Origin of the sequence: Aeromicrobium sp. 9AM (assembly GCF_902506105.1) — a bacterium.
Lineage (GTDB): Bacteria > Actinomycetota > Actinomycetes > Propionibacteriales > Nocardioidaceae > Aeromicrobium.
Genome location: NZ_LR733304.1, coordinates 390,199 through 410,342 on the forward strand (window position 1 = coordinate 390,199; position 20,144 = coordinate 410,342).

At 69.6% G+C, this 20,144-nt stretch carries 17 protein-coding genes; 14 read left to right on the forward strand and 3 right to left on the reverse strand.

Annotated elements, in window-relative coordinates; translation table 11 throughout:
* Positions 1–136 precede the first annotated feature (136 nt).
* Positions 137–697, reverse strand: coding sequence for a hypothetical protein (locus tag BOSE46_RS07990; protein ID WP_159539734.1), 561 nt, complete (start codon positions 695–697; stop codon positions 137–139).
* Between the two features lie 185 nt (positions 698–882).
* Between BOSE46_RS07990 and BOSE46_RS07995 the strand changes: the two genes are divergently transcribed.
* Complete coding sequence (locus tag BOSE46_RS07995; RefSeq protein ID WP_056211551.1) at positions 883–1,368, forward strand: CarD family transcriptional regulator; 486 nt, start codon at positions 883–885, stop codon at positions 1,366–1,368.
* 151 nt (positions 1,369–1,519) lie between these two features.
* Here the strand turns inward: BOSE46_RS07995 and ispF are convergent, their stop codons facing one another.
* Entirely contained in the window at positions 1,520–1,996 is a 477-nt protein-coding gene (ispF, locus tag BOSE46_RS08000; protein ID WP_159539735.1) for a 2-C-methyl-D-erythritol 2,4-cyclodiphosphate synthase, read from the reverse strand.
* 56 nt (positions 1,997–2,052) lie between these two features.
* Between ispF and BOSE46_RS08005 the strand changes: the two genes are divergently transcribed.
* Positions 2,053–3,546: a molybdopterin-dependent oxidoreductase gene (locus BOSE46_RS08005; protein ID WP_236551661.1), complete on the forward strand. Its 1,494-nt coding sequence runs from the start codon at positions 2,053–2,055 to the stop codon at positions 3,544–3,546.
* A gap of 93 nt (positions 3,547–3,639) precedes the next feature.
* Here the strand turns inward: BOSE46_RS08005 and BOSE46_RS08010 are convergent, their stop codons facing one another.
* Positions 3,640–4,881 (reverse strand): peptidase C39 family protein, encoded by a 1,242-nt coding sequence (locus tag BOSE46_RS08010; RefSeq protein ID WP_159539736.1) that lies wholly within the window; start codon positions 4,879–4,881, stop codon positions 3,640–3,642.
* Between the two features lie 146 nt (positions 4,882–5,027).
* Between BOSE46_RS08010 and BOSE46_RS08015 the strand changes: the two genes are divergently transcribed.
* The 12 genes from BOSE46_RS08015 to BOSE46_RS08070 all read left to right on the forward strand — a co-directional run bounded on the left by BOSE46_RS08015 (position 5,028) and on the right by BOSE46_RS08070 (position 20,127).
* Complete coding sequence (locus BOSE46_RS08015) at positions 5,028–7,055, forward strand: cellulase family glycosylhydrolase (protein WP_159539737.1); 2,028 nt, start codon at positions 5,028–5,030, stop codon at positions 7,053–7,055.
* 42 nt (positions 7,056–7,097) lie between these two features.
* Positions 7,098–8,510, forward strand: a complete 1,413-nt coding sequence (gene cysS, locus BOSE46_RS08020) for a cysteine--tRNA ligase (RefSeq protein WP_159539738.1) — start codon at positions 7,098–7,100, stop codon at positions 8,508–8,510.
* Positions 8,511–8,512: 2 nt separating this feature from the next.
* Positions 8,513–9,457 (forward strand): 23S rRNA (guanosine(2251)-2'-O)-methyltransferase RlmB, encoded by a 945-nt coding sequence (rlmB, locus tag BOSE46_RS08025; RefSeq protein ID WP_159539739.1) that lies wholly within the window; start codon positions 8,513–8,515, stop codon positions 9,455–9,457.
* Between the two features lie 164 nt (positions 9,458–9,621).
* Complete coding sequence (locus tag BOSE46_RS08030) at positions 9,622–10,581, forward strand: LysR family transcriptional regulator (protein ID WP_159539740.1); 960 nt, start codon at positions 9,622–9,624, stop codon at positions 10,579–10,581.
* A 163-nt stretch (positions 10,582–10,744) separates the two neighbouring features.
* A complete protein-coding gene (locus tag BOSE46_RS08035) occupies positions 10,745–11,578 on the forward strand; it encodes a sulfurtransferase (protein ID WP_159539741.1) in 834 nt (277 codons plus the stop codon).
* Positions 11,575–12,738 (forward strand): LLM class flavin-dependent oxidoreductase, encoded by a 1,164-nt coding sequence (locus tag BOSE46_RS08040; RefSeq protein WP_159539742.1) that lies wholly within the window; start codon positions 11,575–11,577, stop codon positions 12,736–12,738. The genes BOSE46_RS08035 and BOSE46_RS08040 overlap by 4 nt, the downstream gene beginning before the upstream one ends.
* Complete coding sequence (locus BOSE46_RS08045; RefSeq protein ID WP_159539743.1) at positions 12,735–13,916, forward strand: acyl-CoA dehydrogenase family protein; 1,182 nt, start codon at positions 12,735–12,737, stop codon at positions 13,914–13,916. Before BOSE46_RS08040 ends, BOSE46_RS08045 begins: the two co-directional genes overlap by 4 nt.
* 42 nt (positions 13,917–13,958) lie before the next feature.
* Entirely contained in the window at positions 13,959–15,605 is a 1,647-nt protein-coding gene (locus tag BOSE46_RS08050; protein WP_159539744.1) for an ABC transporter substrate-binding protein, read from the forward strand.
* A 25-nt stretch (positions 15,606–15,630) separates the two neighbouring features.
* On the forward strand, positions 15,631–16,605 hold the full coding sequence (locus tag BOSE46_RS08055; protein WP_159539745.1) for an ABC transporter permease: 975 nt from the start codon (positions 15,631–15,633) through the stop codon (positions 16,603–16,605).
* A complete protein-coding gene (locus BOSE46_RS08060) occupies positions 16,602–17,495 on the forward strand; it encodes an ABC transporter permease (protein WP_159539746.1) in 894 nt (297 codons plus the stop codon). Before BOSE46_RS08055 ends, BOSE46_RS08060 begins: the two co-directional genes overlap by 4 nt.
* Positions 17,486–19,144: an ABC transporter ATP-binding protein gene (locus BOSE46_RS08065; protein WP_159539747.1), complete on the forward strand. Its 1,659-nt coding sequence runs from the start codon at positions 17,486–17,488 to the stop codon at positions 19,142–19,144. The genes BOSE46_RS08060 and BOSE46_RS08065 overlap by 10 nt, the downstream gene beginning before the upstream one ends.
* Positions 19,141–20,127 (forward strand): ketopantoate reductase family protein, encoded by a 987-nt coding sequence (locus BOSE46_RS08070; protein ID WP_159539748.1) that lies wholly within the window; start codon positions 19,141–19,143, stop codon positions 20,125–20,127. The genes BOSE46_RS08065 and BOSE46_RS08070 overlap by 4 nt, the downstream gene beginning before the upstream one ends.
* Positions 20,128–20,144: the final 17 nt, after the last annotated feature.

Genomic DNA, 20,144 nt, shown 5'->3' on the forward strand with positions numbered 1-20,144 from the left:
TGACGGTACGGCCTTCGCCGGAGGCTTCGACTCGGACCCACACGCGGCGACCAGCAACAGCGCAAGGACCACCGGCAACAACCGTCGCGAGAGCATGCCCGGAGCCTAGGGCTCCGGAGACGCCGGTGAGACAGGTTTACTCGGAGTCGGTGGACTCGGTCTCGGTGTCCGTCGGCGAGGGGCTCGGTGTGGGCTCGGTCCTGGGCGCGCCGCCGACCTTCTCGTACTCGGCGGTGCGGGCCACGACGGGCGCCTCGATCGTGACGGGCGCGGCGTCGCTGAAGGTCAGGGTCACCTTGACGTAATCGCCGGCCGTCGCGTCCTTGAGGACGGCGAAGCCGCCGGCATCGGCGATGCTGCCGATCGTGGTGAGCTTGTCGGCCGGGAGGGACAGGATCATCTTGGTGCTGGCGACCGTGAGCGGCTTGTCGTCGAGCGTCGTGACCGTGACCGAGGCGAGCCGCTGCTCGTCCTTGGTGTTGTTGACGATCCCGGCCGACAGTGTGGCGGATCCGTCGTCGTTGGCGACGAGCAGCGTGTTGAGCACGTCCATCTCGCCGCGATGGTTGGCGCCGGTCCCGGCCTGGTAGACCTGATTGGTCTGGGCGCTGAAGCCCGTGCCGCAGGCGCCGAGGGCCAGAAGGGCGGTCGCGGCAAGGGCGGTGGCCGCGAGGCGGCGACGTCGTACGGTGCTCACGAGATCACTGCTTTCAGTCCGTCATTCATGCGTCGAGGGGTCGCCAAGATCGTATCGGAGGACGCTGCGGGCTCCGCCTTTGACCTGCTGCGATGTCATCTGGTATGGGCGGGATGGCCTGAAACGGCAGGGATCGACATCCGTTCCGCATGTTAGACTGGTCACCTAGGAAAGGTGTTTTCTCTATGACTTTTGTTGTCGGCGAAACCGTTGTCTATCCCAATCACGGCGCTGCAGTCATCGAGGACATCGAGACCCGGACGATCAAGGGCGAGGAGCGTGAATACCTCGTACTGCGCATCGTCTCGCAGAACGACCTGGTCGTTCGCGTTCCCGCGTGCAACCTTGATCTTGTCGGAGTTCGCGACGTCGTCGACGAAGCAGGGCTTGAGCGGGTTTTCGGAGTTCTCCGTGCCGAGCACGTCGAGGAGCCGACCAACTGGTCTCGGCGCTACAAGGCAAACCTCGAGAAGCTGCACTCCGGTGACGTGCTCAAGGTCGCCGAGGTCGTACGCGACCTGTGGCGCCGCGATCACGAGCGCGGACTGTCGGCCGGTGAGAAGCGGATGCTGGCCAAGGCTCGCCAGATCCTGGTCTCCGAGCTCGCGCTCGCCGAGAAGACCAACGAGGACAAGGCCGAGACCCGTCTCGACGAGGTCCTCGCGTCCTGATCTGAACCCCGTACGAAGCCCCCGACTCATCGAGTCGGGGGCTTCGTCGTGTCATGAGTGGGGGCGGTGAGCTAGGGCCCAGTTGGGCGATCGGTGTGGGCCCTAGGTCACCGCTCAAGGGTGACGGTGGGCCCTAGGTCACCGCCCAGGGTCAGAGGGGGACGACGAGGGCGGTGGCGATCGCGGCGATGCCTTCGCCGCGGCCGGTGAGGCCGAGGCCGTCGGTCGTCGTCGCCGAGACGCTGACCGGGGCGCCGAGCGCGTCGCTGAGCACGCGCTGCGCCTGGCCGCGCCGCGGGCCGATCTTGGGGAAGTTGCCGATGACCTGGACCGAGGCGTTGCCGACCCGCCAGCCGTGGTCGCGCAGACGCTGCTCGATCTCGACCAGGAAGTCGACCCCGGAAGCGGCCGCCCACTCGGGCTCGCCGGTGCCGAACATGCCGCCGATGTCGCCCAGGCCAGCGGCGCCGAGTGCCGCGTCGACGAGGGCGTGGGCTGCGCAGTCGCCATCGGAGTGGCCTTCGAGGCCCTGCTCCTCGCCGGGCCAGAGGAGGCCCGCGAGCCACATCGGGCGTCCGGGCACGAGCCGATGGACGTCGGTGCCGATGCCGATGCGCGCAGATGTCACAGGTCGATCATGCCGTACGTCCGGCGGCGCTAGGAGTTGCGCGGGAGGATGGGGGAGTGACAACCCGGCGGTCGATCCTCAGCGGACTGCTCGCGGCGACCGCGGCGATCGCGGCGAGCGAAGGCCTGGCGGCCCTGTTCAACCTGCGCGAGTCGCCGGTGCTGGCCGTCGGCCAGTCGGTCATCAAGCTCACGCCCGGGCCGATCGCGGAGCGCATCATCAGCGTGGTCGGCCACGCCGACAAGCCACTGGCGGTGTCAAGCGTGGTGGTCGCCATCCTGCTGCTGGGTGCGCTCGTCGGCCTGTGGTGGCCCCGACCTCGGGCGTATGCCGTGGTGGGCGCCCTCGTCGTGCTCGCGTCGGCTGCGGTGCTGGCGCGTCCGCACGGTGACTCGGGCGGAGTGCTGGCCAGCGTGGCGGCGGGCGCAGTGGTGATCGGCGTGCTGCACCTGCTCCGGCAACAGCCCCAGCACACGGTGGACGAGTCCCGCCGCACGTTCCTTCGTACGTCCGCGGTCATCGCCGTCGCCGCGATCATCGTCGGATCAGCCGGTGAGGTCCTCGCGTCGCGCCATCGCCGGCGGCAGGCACTGGAGCGCATACGGGCAGCGCTGAAAGTTCCGGCGAGCCGGGTGCCGGCACCGGAGGGAGCCGACCTGGCGGTCGAGGGCCAGGGCGGGTGGCTGACGAGCAATCGCGACTTCTACCGGATCGACACGGCGCTGTCGCCGCCGCTGGTCAATCCCGAGGGCTGGACCCTGCGCATCCACGGGATGGTCGACAAGGAGCTGACGCTGACCTACCAGGACCTGCTCGACCGGGGTCTCGAGCACGAGTGGATCACGATCTGTTGCGTATCCAATCCGGTCGGCGGCGACCTGATCGGCAACACGGTGTGGGGTGGCGTGCCGATCAAGGGCATCCTCGACGAGGTCGGGATCCAGGCCGGCGCGGACGCCCTGCTGTCGACGTCCGACGACGGCTGGACGTGCGGCACGCCGCTCGAAGCCCTGACCGACGGTCGCAACGCGCTGCTGGCGCTGACCATGAACGGCGAGCCGTTGCCGATCCCGCACGGCTTCCCCGTACGCCAGGTGGTGCCCGGCCTGTACGGCTACGTCTCCGCGACGAAGTGGGTCGTCGACTGGGAGGTGACCCGGTTCGCCGACTTCAAGGCGTATTGGACGCAGCGCGGGTGGGGCGAGCGCGGGCCGGTCAAGACCGAGTCGCGCATCGACGTGCCGAAGGGTGGTGAGTCCCTCGACGCGGGCCGGACCACGATCGCGGGCGTCGCATGGGCGCAGCACGTCGGCATCGACGGCGTCGAGGTCAGGGTCGACGGCGGCGAGTGGCAGAAGGCGACTCTCGGCACGGTCCCGAACGTCGACACCTGGGTGCAGTGGCGGCTGGAATGGAGCGCCGAGTCCGGTGATCACACGATCGAGGCCCGCGCCACGAACGTCAAGGGCGAGCCGCAGACCGACGAGAAGGCGGACGTGCTTCCTGATGGTGCGACCGGCTACCCCAAGATCAGCGTCAAGGTGAAGTAGTCCTTCGCTCGCAGAGCTCGCGCCCCCTACTCGCAGAGCTCGTGGGGGGACCCCCACCAGTCGGCCGCGGGCGGCCTCCTTAGGAACCGAGGGCTACCAACGGGCGGTGTCGGGTGGGAGTGCTCGCGTTGCGGGACGGATGACGTAGACGACACCGCCGCTGCCCTTGAGCCACGCTCGCTCGAACTGCGCCCGTGAGTAGATCCGCTTGACGGTGGAGTTGGTCGCCGCGGCCGGATCGTTGGCGATGACCCGTCCGCCAGCGGTGAACCCGCGGATCACCAGCAGGTGACCGGGCGTCGACGAGATCGGGGCGCCGTCGAGCCCGCCCTTGCTGAAGGCGATCGAGGCGACTAGCGGGATGCCGGCCTTGATGAACGCCTCCGCGTCGCGCAGGTTGTGCAGCCGGGTGACGAACGAGTCGAGGGAGTAGCGGCCCGCGTACGCGGTGTTGAACGGCCAGTTGCCCGTGCCGTCATACGCATAGTCGAACGTGTCGCGCGCGGCGTGGTCGACGAAGCTGTCGGTGTAGGGCGACCACGAGTAGGACGCGGCGCTGGGCCCCTCGCCGAAGTAGCGCATGACCATCGAGGTCGACGTCGGCGAGCACCAGGCCTCGCCGCCTCCGCCCCATGCCGGGTACTCGCCGCGGTGGATCATCTGCGATGAACGCGGGACGGCGAGCTCCTTGGTCGCGGTCATCGTCGTGGTGGTCGTCGTCGAGGGGGAACGGGTCAGGTAGTTGGCGGCGACGCCGTTGACGGCATAGACCGTCGGGCTGTCCATCGTGCCGCCCGGACGCAGCAGCTGCACCCGGATCTGCCAGCCCGTGAACGACTTGCCGGAGTTGGCGACGATCGTGTCGGTCGAGAGCCTGGCGAGGTCATCGGACTGGCTCGAGTAGGACGACCTGCGGATGTTGGTGGTGTTGGCGGCCCAGCGCGCGACCGTGTCCCAGCTGCCGATCGTCGACCCGGAGCGCACGCGGACGAGGACACGGATCCACGAGCCCTTGGGCGCCGTCGCCTGCCACGACGGGATCAGGCTCTTCGCGGCGAACCCGGTCGACTTCCATGGCGAGGTCCAGTGGGCGGTGCGGTAGGTCTTGGCGCCGCCGGCAACCCGCGGGTCGTCGTACGTCATGACGGTCGTGCCCTTGCCCTGAGTGATCTTGCCGGGCTGGGCCGAGATGCCGGTGGACGTACCGGTGGCGAAGTCGGCGGTGCTGGTCCACCGCTCGAACGCCGTCGAGGTCGAGGCGGCGGTGGCAGGAACGGCCGGCAGGAGGGCGAGGCCGAGCAGGGTTGCGGCGGCAATGCGGGGAAGGTGGCGCATCGATACATGGTAGGCGAGTTTGGGACCAATGGGACTGGTGTGACAGCGCTGAGCTCCCGGGCGTACCTCCGCCGCGTGACCGCGAGCCTCCCGTGTCGTTAAAGTCCGGCATAAGCGGTGTCACTCCACACGATTGCGAGCTGACCATGACGAGACCTCCGAGAGCTCTCCGCTTCCTCGCCGCGCCGGTGCTGATGATCGGCGCCACCCTGGTCTTCACATCCGGGCCGGCGCAGGCCGCCGCAGCCGCCGCGACGATCAGGTATGTCGAGGTCGGTGCCGACTCGGCGACCCTGAAGCTCAGCTGGGACCACGTCGGCGGGACGATCGCCAGGTACGAGGTGCAGTACCGCAAGACCGGCACGACGATCTGGCACGCGAGCACCGCATCGACAGTCGGATCCACGTATGCCTCCAAGGTCGCGTACGTCCGCGGCCGGACGACCTACACCAAGCAGTTCCGCGCGACCGGGATCACGCCCGGCGGCTCGTACGACGTCACGGTGCGCACGTTCCCCAGGTCCGGCACTGCGAGCAACCGCGAGCTGTCGAAGGTCGCCGTCAGGACCAACCCCCAGCTGGGCGCCCTGTCGACGGCCGCCACGGAGACGGGTGGTCTCACGGTCACCTGGCCGGCCTACGCGGCGACCCCGTTCCACCAGTACGACCTCTACCTCAGTGAGGGCAGCGCCAGTCCGGCGTGGAACACGCACAGGACGACGATCGGCACGACCAGTCACACCTTCACGGGCCTCACCCCTGGCGCGACCTACACGGTCGGGGTGCGGGTCACCCAGTCGCAGGCCCGGCGCAACGACCGGCCGATCAAGTGGGTGCGCTCGCAGATGAGGACGGCCGTGCAGTCGATTCCGGTCCCGCCCGCCCTGCCGTCCGGAGAGCTGTTCCGATCGGAGGCGTCCTCGCCATTCGTCAGCACGACGACGGGCGCGCCGTTCGTGGCCAACGGCGTCAACATCAAGCGCACGGCCCTCAAGAGCGGCGGCGTGTGGCAGACCCCGTACGTCGTCAAGGAGATCGAGGGGATGGGCGCGGCCGGGGCGCCGGCGTTCAACACGGTCCGGCTGGCGATGGACTGGCCGTACTTTCAGAAGCGGGTCGGCTCGTCGATCGTCATCGACACCGACGCGTTCGCGCAGCTCGACAGCATCATCGACGAGGCGGTCGAGCAGGGCCTGTACGTGATCCTCGACCCGATGCACCTCTCGAACATCGCGACGGCCTCGAACCCCAACTCGGCCATCTGCCGGGAGGATCCGGTCATGGCCGGCGCCCACAAGGGCATCCCGGCCTGGGCCTGGACCAAGGTCGGAGCGACGCCGGGCACCTCGTGCGAGTCGAGCACCACATGGGACGGACTGGTCGACGACGCTCTCGGCCTGCAGGAGACCGCCGACTACCTGAAGTTCGTCCTCAACCGTTATGACGGCTCCACCAGTCGGGGTAAACACGTCATCGCCGTCGACCTGGTCAACGAGCCGGCCGCCGACGGCACCACGGCGGTCGACCGCACGCAGAAGCTCATCGACACCGTGTACGGACCGTGGCTCGCGCCGACCGGCAGCAAGTCGCTGCGCGCCACCGACCCGGACAAGATCCTGATCGTCACGCCGGTCGCCGGGAGCGGATCACTCGTCGGGGTCGACCTGGCCAAGGTGGCGAAGCCCAACGTGGTGATGACGTTCCATGACTACTTCGGCCAGGCCACCGGGACCGACGCGACGTACGGGATCGGCTACTCCTCCAGCGGCTACGCGACCAAGAAGGAGGACACCGACCAGACGAGCAGCAGTGCGATGGGCGGCACCTACGTCCCGTACGACCTGGCCGCCAAGGCGTACGCGACCCGCAAGGCCGAGCACACCACCTTCGTCCAGAACGCCGTCAACGTCGCGGCGGCCGCCGGGATGCCGCTGTTCGTGGGGGAGTACGGCATCGTCAACCCCTGCAACGGCGGCAGCCTGGCCGCCTCGACGCACTACTCGCAGGACACCAACGCGATCTACAACAGCCTGGGACTGTCGCGAACCGTGTGGGCGAACGGCTGGTGGGACGACATGTCGATCTGGTGGCGTGAGTCCACGCCGTGCGGGACCGTCACCCACGGCAGCTACTTCCCGTACGCGGCCGACCTGACGAGCGGCGTGACCCGATAGCAAGCGTCGGGAGGCTGGGGCCGGAGCCGATAAGGTTGGCGCGTGGCATTCCAGCTCTATGACACTGCGTCCCGGCAGATCCAGCCCCTCGTCCCGGTCCAGCCGGGACGAGTCTCGATCTACCACTGCGGGCTCACGGTGCAGGGTCCGCCGCACATCGGCCACATCCGCAAGGAGGTCGTGTTCGACGTCCTGCGGCGCTGGCTCGAGCGCTCCGGCTTCGCCGTCACGATCGTCGCGAACGTCACCGACATCGACGACAAGATCCTGGCCAAGGGCGTCGAGCAGGACCGCCCGTGGTTCGCCGTGGCCTACGAGAACGAACGTGCCCTGCACGCCGCCTACGAGGTGCTCGGCTGCGTCCCTCCGACGTACGAGCCGCGCGCGACCGGCGTCGTGCCGGAGATGATCGAGATGATGCAGACCCTGATCGAGCGCGGTCACGCCTATGCCGCGGCTGATGGCTCGGGTGACGTCTACTTCGACGTACGTTCGTGGCCGTCGTACGGCGAGCTGTCCAACCAGAAGATCGACGACATGCAGGCCGCCGAGGACGCGCCGCCCGAGGGCAAGCGCGACGCCCGCGACTTCGCGCTCTGGAAGGGTCACAAGGCAGGCGACCCCGAGTCCGCCTCGTGGCCGACGCCGTGGGGCCGGGGCCGTCCGGGCTGGCACCTGGAGTGCTCGGCGATGGCGTCGAAGTTCCTCGGCGACGAGTTCGACATCCACGGCGGTGGCCTCGACCTGCGCTTCCCGCACCACGAGAACGAGCTCGCGCAGTCCCGCGCGGCCGGACAGCAGTTCGCCCGGCTCTGGATCCACAACGCGATGCTCAACCTCGCCGGCTCCAAGATGTCCAAGTCGGTCGGCAACACGCTGCTGGTCAGCGAGGTCGTCAAGCGCGTACGCCCGATCGACCTGCGCTACTACCTCGCCGCGTCGCACTACCGGTCGATCGTCGAGTTCTCCGAGGAGTCGCTGGCCGAGGCCGCGACGGCGTTCCAGCGGATCGAGGGATTCGTCCGTCGTGCGGCTGAGGTCGTCGGCGAGGGCGAGCCGGGCGAGGTGCCGGCGGCGTTCGCCGAGGCGATGGACGACGACCTGTCGGTGCCGGCCGCCTTGGCGGTGCTGCAGGCCACGATCGGCGAGGGCAACAAGCTGCTGGCCGAGGGCAACAGTGCCGATCTCGCGGGCGTGCTGGCGAGCGTACGTTCGATGCTCGACGTGCTCGGTTTGGACCCACTGTCCCCGACGTGGGACCGTGGAGGTGACGATGCGGCGTACGCGCAGGCGATCGACTCCCTCGTGGGCGGCCTGCTGGAGCAGCGCCAGGAGGCGCGAGCCAGCAAGGACTACGCCGCGGCGGACCGAGTGCGTGACCAGCTCACGGCCGCCGGCATCGAGATCGAGGACACTCCGCAGGGCGCGAGATGGTCCGTGAAGGGCGACAACTAGACATGCCAGGCAACAGCAAGCGCAAGGGCGCGATCAAGAAGACCGGCAAGGGCAACCCCACCGCCGGCTCGGGTGGCCGCCGCCGCCAGGGGCTCGAGGGCAAGGGCCCGACCCCGCGCGCGGAGGACCGCCCCAACCACAAGATCTACAAGATGAAGAATGCCGCGCAGAAGCGCGAGCAGGCCAGGCCCAAGCGCAAGCAGGGCGACGCCGCCGAGTGGGTCGCGGGGCGCAACTCGGTGCTCGAGCTGCTCAAGGCGACCGTGCCGGTGCACGCGCTCTACGTCGCCGAGGGCACGGATCGCGACGAGAAGGTTCGCGAGATCTTCAAGCTCGCCGCCGAGCAGCACGTCAGCCTGCTCGAGATCGGCCGCATCGAGCTCGACAAGCTCACCGGCGGAGCGGTGCACCAGGGCATCGCGGCCAAGCTCAACGCGTACGAGTACGCCAACCCGCAGGACCTGCTCGAGCTCGCCGCCGAGCGTGACGAGCCGGCCCTGATCGTGATGCTCGACGGCGTCACCGATCCCCGCAACCTCGGCGCGATCATCCGCTCCGCATCCGGGTTCGGCGCGCACGGCGTCGTCATCCCCGAGCGCCGCGCCGCGCAGATCACCGCTGCGGCGTGGAAGACCTCGGCCGGTGCTGCCGCCCGGGTGCCCGTCGCCCGGGTCACCAACCTGACCCGCACGCTCAAGGATTTCCAGGACTCAGGCTGCATGGTCATCGGCCTCGCCGCCGACGGCACGGTCGACATCGCGCAGTCGCAGATGGTCGACGGACCGGTCGTCGTCGTGATCGGCAGCGAGGGCAAGGGGCTGTCCCGCCTCGTCGGCGAGACGTGCGACGAGATCGTGTCGATCCCGATGTCGACGGGTCTCGAGAGCCTGAACGCTGGGGTCGCTGCAGGCATTGCGCTCTACGCGATCGCCCAGGTCCGCGCCTAGCGTCACCGCGATGTGGCGCCTGAACCACCACCCGCCTGCGCGTTCTTGGTGGTCGACCCGCCACATCGCGGTGACTCACGTACACCGCTTGGGTTACGCGAAAGGACATCGTCCGGTATCTGGGCATGTCATGACGTGGCGCTGAGTCGCTCTACGGTCGAATCATGGCTGCAACTCTGGACATCATCCATCTGCGTACGTTCGTCGCGATCGCCGAGTGCGGTGGCTTCGGGCGCGCGGCCATCGCGCTGCACATGAGCCAGCCCACCGTGAGCCAGCACGTGCGAGCGTTGGAGAAGCGGCTCGGCCAGCCCCTCGTCGAGAAGTCCGGGCGTGGCGTCAAGTTCACGCCGTCGGGGGAGAAGCTGTTGCTCGAGGCCCGCCGCATCCTCGGCGTGCACGACCAGGCGCTCGAACGCCTCGACGCGAGCCTGCCCCGCTCGATCGTGATCGGCTCGACCGAGACCGCGGCCGACTCGATCCTGCCGGAGCTGCTGACGTCGATCCGCAGTGCATACCCCGACCACGCCGTGCAGTTCCACATCGACCGCTCCACGCAGATGGAGGAGGCGGTCGTCAAAGGCACGATCGACCTCGCCGTCACGATGGGGCTGGGCGCTGACCTGCCGGGCAACGAGGTCGGCCTGCTCCCGCTCAACTGGTACGCCTCGCCGGCGTTCGAAGCGCCCGCCGACGGAGATCCGTGGCCGCTTGTCGCATACGTCGAGCCGTGCGGCATGCGGCAACGGGCGCTCGACGAGCTCGGCACCCGCGGCCACCACGTCGAGGTCGTCGCCGAGTCGACCAGCCTCGAGGGCGTCATCGCCGCGGCTCGAGCCGGACTGGGTGTCGCGGTGCTGCCGACCGCAGGCTCGGTCCCGTCGGGCCTCGAGGTGCGCCGTGACCTGCCGGATCTCGGCCAGATCAGCCTTCGCCTCGTGACCCGCAAGGGCCTCGACCGCGACATCGAGCAGACCGCGTTCACGGCTCTGCAGGAGTTCTACGCCGTCAAGCGTTACGTGCATCCCGTACGTTCTGACGCCCGATTCATCGGCTCCGCCACTGAGTCATTGATCGGCTCCGCCGATGGGTTCCCATCCACAAACGTTGTTGGACTGGGCTGAGGTTCCCCGGGAGAATGGACACCATGAACGGCACTGTGCGCACCCCCTCCGGGCGGTGTCGCTGTCGCCCCTAGCCGGCGACCACCACGCACCTGCTGCACCCACACCCACCGCGCGAGAGCGCACCTTCCTGGCTACCCCCATGCCTGAAACCGGAGTCCCCATGTCCATCCTCATCACCGCCGACGAGCTCGCGGCCACCCCGGCCGTGCTGCTCGACGTCCGCTGGCGGCTCGACCGCCCGGACGGCAGCGAGGAGTTCCGCGCCGGCCACGTGCCGGGCGCCGTCTACGTCGACCTGGACCACCAGCTCGCGAGTCACGGCGAGCCGGCCGACGGCCGCCACCCGCTGCCAACGGTCGAGGCGCTGCAGGCCGCAGCCCGCTCGTGGGGCGTCGACGACGACAGCACCGTCGTGGTCTACGACGACCAGGGCAACCTCGCCGCGGCCCGCGCCTGGTGGCTGCTGACGTACGCGGGTGTCGCCGACATACGCGTGCTCGACGGCGGGCTGCAGGCCTGGACCGAGTCGGACCGGGCCCTCGAGACCGGTGATGCCGCACCGGCGGCCGGGTCGGTGACGTTGTCTTACGGGCACCTGCCGGTGGTCGACGCCGACGAGGTGCTCGACGTCGCCGCCGCGGGTTCACTGCTCGACGCGCGCGCCCCCGAGCGCTACCGCGGCGAGACCGAGCCCATCGATCCGGTCGCCGGCCACATCCCCGGAGCGGTCAACACCCCCACGGGACAGAACCTCGCCGACGACGGCCGGTTCCTCGATCCCGCGACCCTCCGCAGCCGGTTCGTGGCCGCGGGCGTCGACCCCGATCGTCCGGTCGCGACCTACTGCGGCTCCGGCGTCACCGCAGCGCACAACATCGTCGCCCTGACCCTCGCCGGGTTCACGCCGGCCCTCTATCCCGGCTCGTGGAGCCAGTGGTCCAACCAGCCCGAGCGCCCCGTCGCGACCGGACAGACACAAGGAGTCCCCGCATGACCGTCGAATTCATCAGCGCCATCAACGTCAATCCAGGCAACGAGCTCAACGGCCTGCGCGACCCCCGCATCGACCCGAAGTACGTCGCCCGGTACGCCCGGGTGCTCGAGGACGGTGGCTTCGACTACACCCTCGTGCCGTACTTCTCGGGCGGTCACGACCCGTTCACGCTGGCCACCGCGATCACGTCGGTCACCGAGCGGCTCAAGCCGATCATCGCGCTGCGACCCAACACGATCTATCCGACCGTCGCCGCCAAGGCGCTGGCGACGCTCGACCAGCTCTCGGGCGGCCGCGCCGTCGTGCACTTCATCGCCGGTGGCAGTGACGTCGAGCAGGCCCGCGAGGGCGACCGGCTGTCCAAGTCCGAGCGATACGCCCGTCAGGAGGAGTACATCCAGATCCTCAAGCGGGTCTGGACCGAGCGCACGCCGTTCGACCACGCCGGGACCTACTATTCCTTCGAGAACTTCGTGTCGCTCGTCGAGCCGGTCAACGGCACGATCCCGGTCTCGGTCGGCGGCTCGTCCGACGACGCGTACCGGATCGGTGGCGCGCTCGGTGACATCTTCGGCCTGTGGGGTGAGCCGCTCGCCGACACCAAGCAGCAGATCGACCGCGTCGCCGAGGCGGCCCGTGTCGCCGGCCGTACGGACACGCCACGCACCTGGGTGACGTTCCGGCCGATCGTCGCGGCGACGGAGGAGCTCGCGTGGGAGAAGGCGCACCGCACCCTCGAGATCCTGCAGGACGGCTCGAAGGCGTCGGCACTCTGGAGCCGCAACATCCTGAAGGCCTCACCTGACGGCCCGGCCAACGTCGGCTCGCAGCGGTTGCTCGAGATCGCGTCGCGCGGTGACCTCCACGACCGCGCTCTGTGGACCCCGACCGCCTCCGCCACCGGCGCCCAGGGTGCGTCGACCGCACTCGTCGGCACGCCCGAGACCGTCGCGGCCGCGATCCTCGACTACGTCGAGCTCGGTGCCGACCTGATCTCGATCCGCGGTTACGACAACTTCAACGACGCCGTCGACTACGGCCGCTACGTCATCCCGCTCGTGCGCCAGGAGCTCGCCCACCGCGAGGCCACCGGGCAGCGCGGCGAGATCGTCGCCCAGCCGCCGCTCGACGAGGTGCTTCGAGAGCGCGCCGCATCATGACGGTCGTCGAATCAGCCCGGGCGGCGCTGCCGGTCGTCGACGTCAGCGACGAGCGACTGGCGCGGCTGACCCGTGAGCTCGCGGTGCACGCCGAGGACGTCGACCGCACCGCGCGGTTCCCGTGGGAAGGCCTGCAGGCCGTGCACGAGGCAGGCCTCCTGACCGCCGCTGTCAGCACGCAGCACGGCGGCCACGGCGGCCTGAGCGCGGTCGACACCTTGCGGGTCTTCCGCGCCCTCGGCAAGGGCGACCCCTCGACGGCGCTGATCGCCGCGATGACCTACATCGGGCACGGCGCGTTCGCGTCGGTCTGGCCCGAGGAGGCGTACGACCGGTTCCTCCGCGCCTCCGCCGAGGGCCCGGCGCTGGTCAACGCGATCCGCGCGGAACCCGAGCTCGGAGCACCCGCCCGTGGTGGCCTGCCCGCGACGACCGTCAGGCGTACGCCTGAGGGCTGGGTGCTGAACGGCCACAAGGGCTTCGCCACCGGTTGCGAGGGCCTGGCCTATCACCTGGTCTGGGCCGTCAGCGAGGACGACGAGCCGGTCATCGGCCACGTCGTCGTGCCGGCGACTGACGATGACGGCAACCCCATTCCGGGGATCCGCATCGAGGAGACGTGGGACCACCTCGGGATGCGCGGCACCAGCACGCACGACGTCATCTACACCGATGTCGTCGTGCCGGCCGATCACTTCGTCGGCGTGCCGGTCGGATCGGTCCCCAACAACTCCGGCCCCGCGGACGGTTCGATCCTCGGCGTCTTCGGGCTCTACCTCGGTGTCGCCGAGGCGGCCCGCGACTTCTTCGGCGAGTTCGCCCGTACGCGGGTGCCGACCGCCCTCGGCCGCCCGATCGCGACGACCGAGCGCATCCAGGCGGTCGCCGGCGAGATCGAGGCGCACCTCACCACGGCGCAAGAAGTGCTGCACAGCCTCGCTGTGCGCATCGATGCCGGCGACACGACCGCGTTCGCGCGACTCGGGCTCGCCAAGGTCATCGCGTCGCGCTCCTCGATCGCGGCGGTCGAGACTGCGGTCGCCGCACTCGGCAACCCCGCCCTGACCCGCCACCACCCGCTCGAGCGCCACCTGCGCGACGTGCTGTGTTCGCGCATCCACCCGCCCCAGGACGACACCGCGCTGATCGGCGCGGGTCGGCTCGCGCTCCAACCCTGACCCCCCAACCCCCTGAAATCCCCCCGAAAAGAAGGAACCACCATGTCCCGCCAGCATCGCCCGGCCTTCCGCCGCGGCGCCCTCGCCACGCTCGCCGCTGCCGCCCTGATCGCGCTCAGCGCGTGCGGCGGCAGCGACGGGTCCTCCGCCAAGAGCGACGGCCCGGTCCAGGAGGGCGGCACGCTCAGGCTCGCCTTCAACCAGGACGTCTACGGCAACCTCGACCCCAACCAGAACTTCTGGATCGAGTCGCGCTCGATCGACCGCAACCTGGTCGACTCACTCACGGACCAGGACCCCAAGACCGGCAAGATCGTGCCCTGGCTCGCGACGAAGTGGACCGTCTCGCCGGACGCCAAGACGTACACGTTCACGTTGCGTGACGACGTGACGTTCAGCGACGGCACCCCGCTCGACGCCAAGGCGGTCAAGACCGCGTACGACGGCATCATCAAGCTCGGACCGCTCGCCTCGCTCGGCGCGACCTACCTGTCGGGCTACAAGGAGACCAAGGTCCTGGCGCCCAACAAGGTCGAAGTCGACTTCAGCACTGCCAACGCGGCGTTCCTGCAGGCCACGGCCACGACGACGCTCGGCATCCTGTCGCCCAAGTCGTACGACATCGACCCCAAGAAGCGGGCGCTCGGTGACTTCGTCGGCAGCGGTCCGTTCACGCTCAAGAGCTACAAGGTCGCCCAGTCGGTCAAGCTCGCCAAGCGCAAGGACTACGCCTGGGGCTCGGAGATCAATGAGAACCGCAAGGCGGCCCACATCGACGCGCTCGACGTGACGTTCGTGCCGGAGGAGAGCGTCCTGGTCGGCAGCCTGACGTCCAAGCAGATCGACGTGGCATGGCCGCGCAACCCGCTGTCGGAGCAGAGCCAGCAGACCATCACGAGCAGCGGCGGCAAGGTCGACAGCACGGTGCTGCCCGGCCTGACGTACAACCTGATCCCCAACCTCAAGGGCATCCTGGGTGAGGTCAAGGTGCGTGACGCGCTGCAGAAGTCGATCGACCGCACCGAGTGGGCGCACACGGTCTTCGGTGACAAGTACCCGGTCACCAAGAGCGTCGTCGACTCGACGACCCCGCAGTGGAGCGACCAGTCGAGCCTGCTGGCGTACGACCCCAAGGGCGCGGAGACGCTGCTCGACGAGGCCGGCTGGAAGAAGGGTTCGGGCGCGTACCGGACCAAGGGCGGCAAGCCGCTGGAGATCTCGCTGACCGTCGCCGCCCCGTGGGCCGGCTGGGACCTGCTGCAGGACCAGCTCAAGAAGGTCGGGATCAAGCTGACCCAGAAGGTCGTCACCCCCGCGGAGTACACGGCCAAGGCCAACGCCGGTGAGTTCGACCTGACCGCGTCCTACTTCACCCGTGCCGACGCCGACGTGCTGCGCACGTTCTACGACACGAACGTGGTGAAGCCTGGCACTGGCCCGGGTGCCTACACCCAGGACCCGGCGACGGCGAAGGCCCTGAGCGCGCTGTACGCCCAGGAGATCAGCGAGGCCGACCCGGTCAAGCGCAAGGCGATCTTCGCGGAGATCCAGAAGCAGATCATCACGGCGGGCGTGCTCTTCCCGCTGCAGGATCGCGCGCAGATCGTCGCCACGACCGACCAGGTGCACGACCTCAACTACACCGCTGAGACGTTCCTGCGCCTCAACGACGTGTGGCTGTCGAAGTAGTCCGACGGAAGAAGGAGGAGACGACATGGTGCAGTACACGGTGAGGCGCGTCGCGCAGGCGATCGCGGTCCTCTGGGCGGCCTACACCGTGACGTTCGTCGTCCTCTACGCGCTGCCGAGCGACCCGGTCTCGATCCTGCTCAACCAGGCAGGCGGGACCGGGCGCCCGTCGGCGGACCAGGTCGCCAAGATCCAGGCGGCGTACGGGTTCGACGACCCGATCGTCGTGCAGTACTGGCACCACCTCGTCGACGCGTTCCAGCTCGACTTCGGCCAGTCCGTGTCGCGTGGCCAGTCGGTCACCTCACTGCTGGCCGAGAACCTGCCGCCGACGATCGCCCTCACGGCGATGGCGCTGGTGCTGACCACCGTGATCGGCGGCGGGCTCGCGTTCCTCGCGACGTACGTCGGCTGGCGACCGCTGCGGTCGTTCCTGCACCGGCTGCCGGCCGTTGGGGTCTCGTTCCCGACGTTCTGGGTCGGTCTCCTGCTGATCCAGCTGTTCTCGTTCTCGCTGGGCTGGTTCCCGGCCACCGGCTCGAGCGGAGTGTCGTCGCTCGTGCTGCCGGCGCTCACGATGTCGCTGCCGACGTCGGGAATCCTCGCGCAGGTGCTGATCCGTGGCCTCGACGACACGCTCGACCAGGCGCACATCGCCACCGCACGGGCCAAGGGACTCTCACGGTTCACGATCCACACCAAGCACGCACTCAAGAATGCGAGCCTGCCCGCGCTGACGATCCTCGGAGTGCTGGTCGGCGCCACCGTCACCAACGCGGTCGTCGCCGAGACTGTCTTCTCCCGTCTCGGCATCGGCCGGCTCGCACAACAGGCCGTCCTCGCGCAGGACATCCCGCTCGTGCAGGGGATCGTCGTGCTCGCCGCTGGTGTCTTCGTCGTCGTCAACCTTGTCGTCGACCTGATCTATCCGCTGCTCGATCCGCGGGTCCTGCAGCACTCCTCGTCCCGCTCGCTCGCACCCGTGGAGGTGGCGGCATGACTCTCGCCGATGTCGAGCTCGTCCGGTTCACGCCGCCCGCCGCCGAGCGGGACGGCACGTCGAACCGCGCGCGCCAAACTGCCCACGCACTCCTGAGGCGTCCCGGCTTCCTGATCGCCGTCGCGTACGTCGTGCTGGTCGTCCTCAGCGCAATCGTCCCGCGGCTGTTCACGTCCGGCGACCCCACGCAGACCGCGCCCAAGGACAAGTTCCTCGCGCCGAGCCTGTCCCACCTGTTCGGCACCGACGAGCTGGGCCGCGACCTGTTCACCCGCATGGTGCACGGCAGCGCGCTCTCGATCGAAGCCACCGCGATCTCGGTCGGGCTGGCGGTCGTCGTCGGTCTGACCATCGGCGTCGTCTCGGGCTACGCCGGCGGGTGGGCCGACAGCCTGTTGATGCGGTTCGTCGACGTGCTGCTGGCGATCCCGGCGCTGCTGCTGGCCCTGGCGATCGTCACGGCTCTCGGCTTCGGCACGGTCAACGTGGCGATCGCGGTCGGTGTCGGCCTGACACCGGGGTTCGCCCGCGTCACGCGCGCCGAGGTGCTGCGGGTCAAGACCCTCCCGTACGTCGAGGCAGCCCGCTCGAGCGGCGCCGGCCCGCTGCGGGTCCTGCGACGCCACATCCTGCCCAACTCGTGGGGACCTGTGGCTGTCCTCGCCGTCCTGGACTTCGGCACCGCGATCCTGGCCGTCTCGTCGCTGTCGTTCCTAGGCTTCGGGGCGCCGCCGCCGGAAGCCGAGTGGGGCTCGCTCGTCGCGGCCGGCCGGACGTACCTGGTCACCTCGCCGTGGCTGACGCTGCTGCCCGGTCTCGCGGTCGGCGCTGCGGTCTACGCCCTCAACCACATCGGCAAGACGTTCGAGGAGCTCCAGAGATGGCACTGACCTTCACCCCCGCACCCGCCGTCCTCGCGCCACCCGATCAGGCTGTCCTGGAGATCGACGAGCTCTCGGTCGGCTTCGGGCCCAAGGGTCGCGAGCGACGCGTCGTGGAGAACCTGTCCCTCACGGTCCGTCCGGGCCAGGTCGTCGCGCTCGTCGGCGAGTCCGGCTCGGGCAAGTCGACGACCGCGCACGCCGCCCTCGGCCTGCTCCCCGCAGGCGGTCGGATCGTCGGCGGGCGGATCACGCTGGGCGGCCATGACGTCACGAACGCCGACGACAAGGCATTCCGCCAGCACCGCGGACCGCTGGTCGGGCTCGTGCCGCAGGACCCGATGGTCGCGCTCAACCCCACGCTGCGGATCGGTGAGCAGGTTGCTGAAGCCGTACGCCGTCGAGGTGTGCCCAAGCGGTCCGTCGCTGTCGAGGTCTCCGAGGTGCTCGAGCGCGCTGGTGTCGACAACCCCACCGTGAAGGCGCGGCAGTATCCGCACGAGCTCTCCGGCGGCCAGCGCCAACGCGTCCTCATCGCCATCGCGTTGGCCGGACACCCGCGGCTGCTGGTCGCCGACGAGCCCACCAGTGCGCTCGATGCCACGGTCCAGCGCCGCATCCTCGACCACCTGGACCGGCTCGTCGCCGACAGCGGCACGTCGCTGCTGCTGATCACCCACGACCTCGGCATCGCGGTGGATCGCGCGGACCATCTCGTCGTGATGTCCGAAGGTCGCATCGTCGAGCAGGGCCGGCCGGCCGAGATCGTCGCCGCACCCCAGCACGAGTACACGCAGCGACTGCTCGACGCGGCTCCCGGCCTGGGCCGCATCCGCCGCCCGGCTCCGGTGCCACCGGTCGACGACGTCGTGCTCCGCTTCGACGGCGTCAGCAAGGAGTTCACGTCGCGCAGCGGCTTCGGCTCGCGGAGCCGTGCGCGCGTGCTCGACGACGTGACGCTCGACGTGCACCGCGGACGTACGCTCGCGCTGGTCGGCGAGTCGGGGTCGGGCAAGACCACGGCACTGCGTATCGCGATGGGACTCGAACGCCCGACGTCGGGTCGCGTCCTGTTCGACGGTGTCGATGTGGCGTCGTCGGACCGGCGCGAGCTCCGGGCCCTGCGCCGCCGGTTCCAGTTCGTGCACCAGAACCCGTTCGCCGCCCTCGACCCGAAGTTCAGCGTGCGGGACCTGGTCGCCGAGCCGCTCGAGTCGTTCCGGGTCGGAGATCGATCGTCCCGCACGGTTGCGGTCACGAAGCTGCTCGATCAGGTCGCGCTGCCGGCGAGCTATCTCGGCCGTCGCGCCGCGGAGCTGTCGGGTGGCCAGCGGCAGCGCGTAGCGATCGCCCGTGCCCTCGCGCTCGAGCCGGAGCTGCTGCTCCTCGACGAGCCGGTGTCGGCCCTCGACGTCTCGGTGCAGGCGCAGATCCTCGACCTGCTGGTCGACCTGCAGAGCGAGCTCGGCCTGACGTACGTCCTGGTGTCGCACGACCTCGCCGTCGTCGCGGAGGTGTCGCACCAGCTCGCGGTGCTCGACGGCGGACGGATCGTCGAGAGCGGCCCCACGCAGCAGGTCTTCGACCACCCCGAGCACGCCCTGACCCGCGCGTTGCTCGCCGCTGTCCCGGGGCTCAAGACGGAGGTGGGGGCATGACTCGCTATGTCGTGATCGGCGCTGGCGCGCTCGGTGGGCTGCTCGCCGCCGAGCTGCACTCCAGCGGTGTCGAGTCGCTGCTCGTCGCGCGGGGAGCCCACGGCGAGGCGATCCGCACCGGCGGCCTGCGCATCCGGCGTCCGGACGTGACCGATGTCGTACGCCTGCCGGTCGCGTCGGGACCCGACGAGGTCGACCTGCGACCCGATGACGTGCTCGTGCTGGGGGTCAAGGCCCAGGATGTCGAGACGGTCCTGCAGGCGTGGTCGTGGCTGCCGGTCGAGGGTGGGGGAGTCGCCGCCGACCTGCCGGTGCTGACCCTGCAGAACGGCCTGGCCACCGAGGATGCCGTGCTGCGCCGGTTCGGCGAGGTCTACGCCGCCACGGCGTGGATCGCGGCCAGCCACCTCAGCCCCGGAGAGGTGGTGAGTCCCAGCTGGCCGACCGTCGGCATCATCTGGCTCGGGCGGCACCACTCCGGCACCGACGAGCGGGCCGGGCAGATCGCGGCCGACCTGCGTGGCGCGCGCTTCGGCGCGACCGCCGTCGACGACATCGCGGCCTGGAAGGCACACAAGCTCCGCGGGAACATCACGAACGGCCTCGACCTGTTCGCCGGCTCCGCAGACGATCTCGCCGAGGCGGGTGCCCTGCTGGTCGCCGAGCTCGACAACGTCTTCGCCGCCGCCGGCATCGAGGTCGTCGACCCGGCCACGGCGGTCCCGGACCTGCCGGCGCTCGAGATCGGCACCGTGCCGGACCACGAGCACCGGCGCTCGACCTGGCAGAGCTTCGCCCGTGGCGCCGGCTCCGAGGTCGACCACCTCAACGGCGAGATCGTGCTGCTCGGTCGCCGACACGGCGTACCGACGCCGGTCAACGAGGCCCTGCAACGCGCGCTCGGTGCGCGTTCGGCCGCCGGAGCCTCCACCGAACCGATCGACGTACGCATCCTGCTCGACCCAGCCATGCAACCCATCTGACCACCGGAAGGACCACC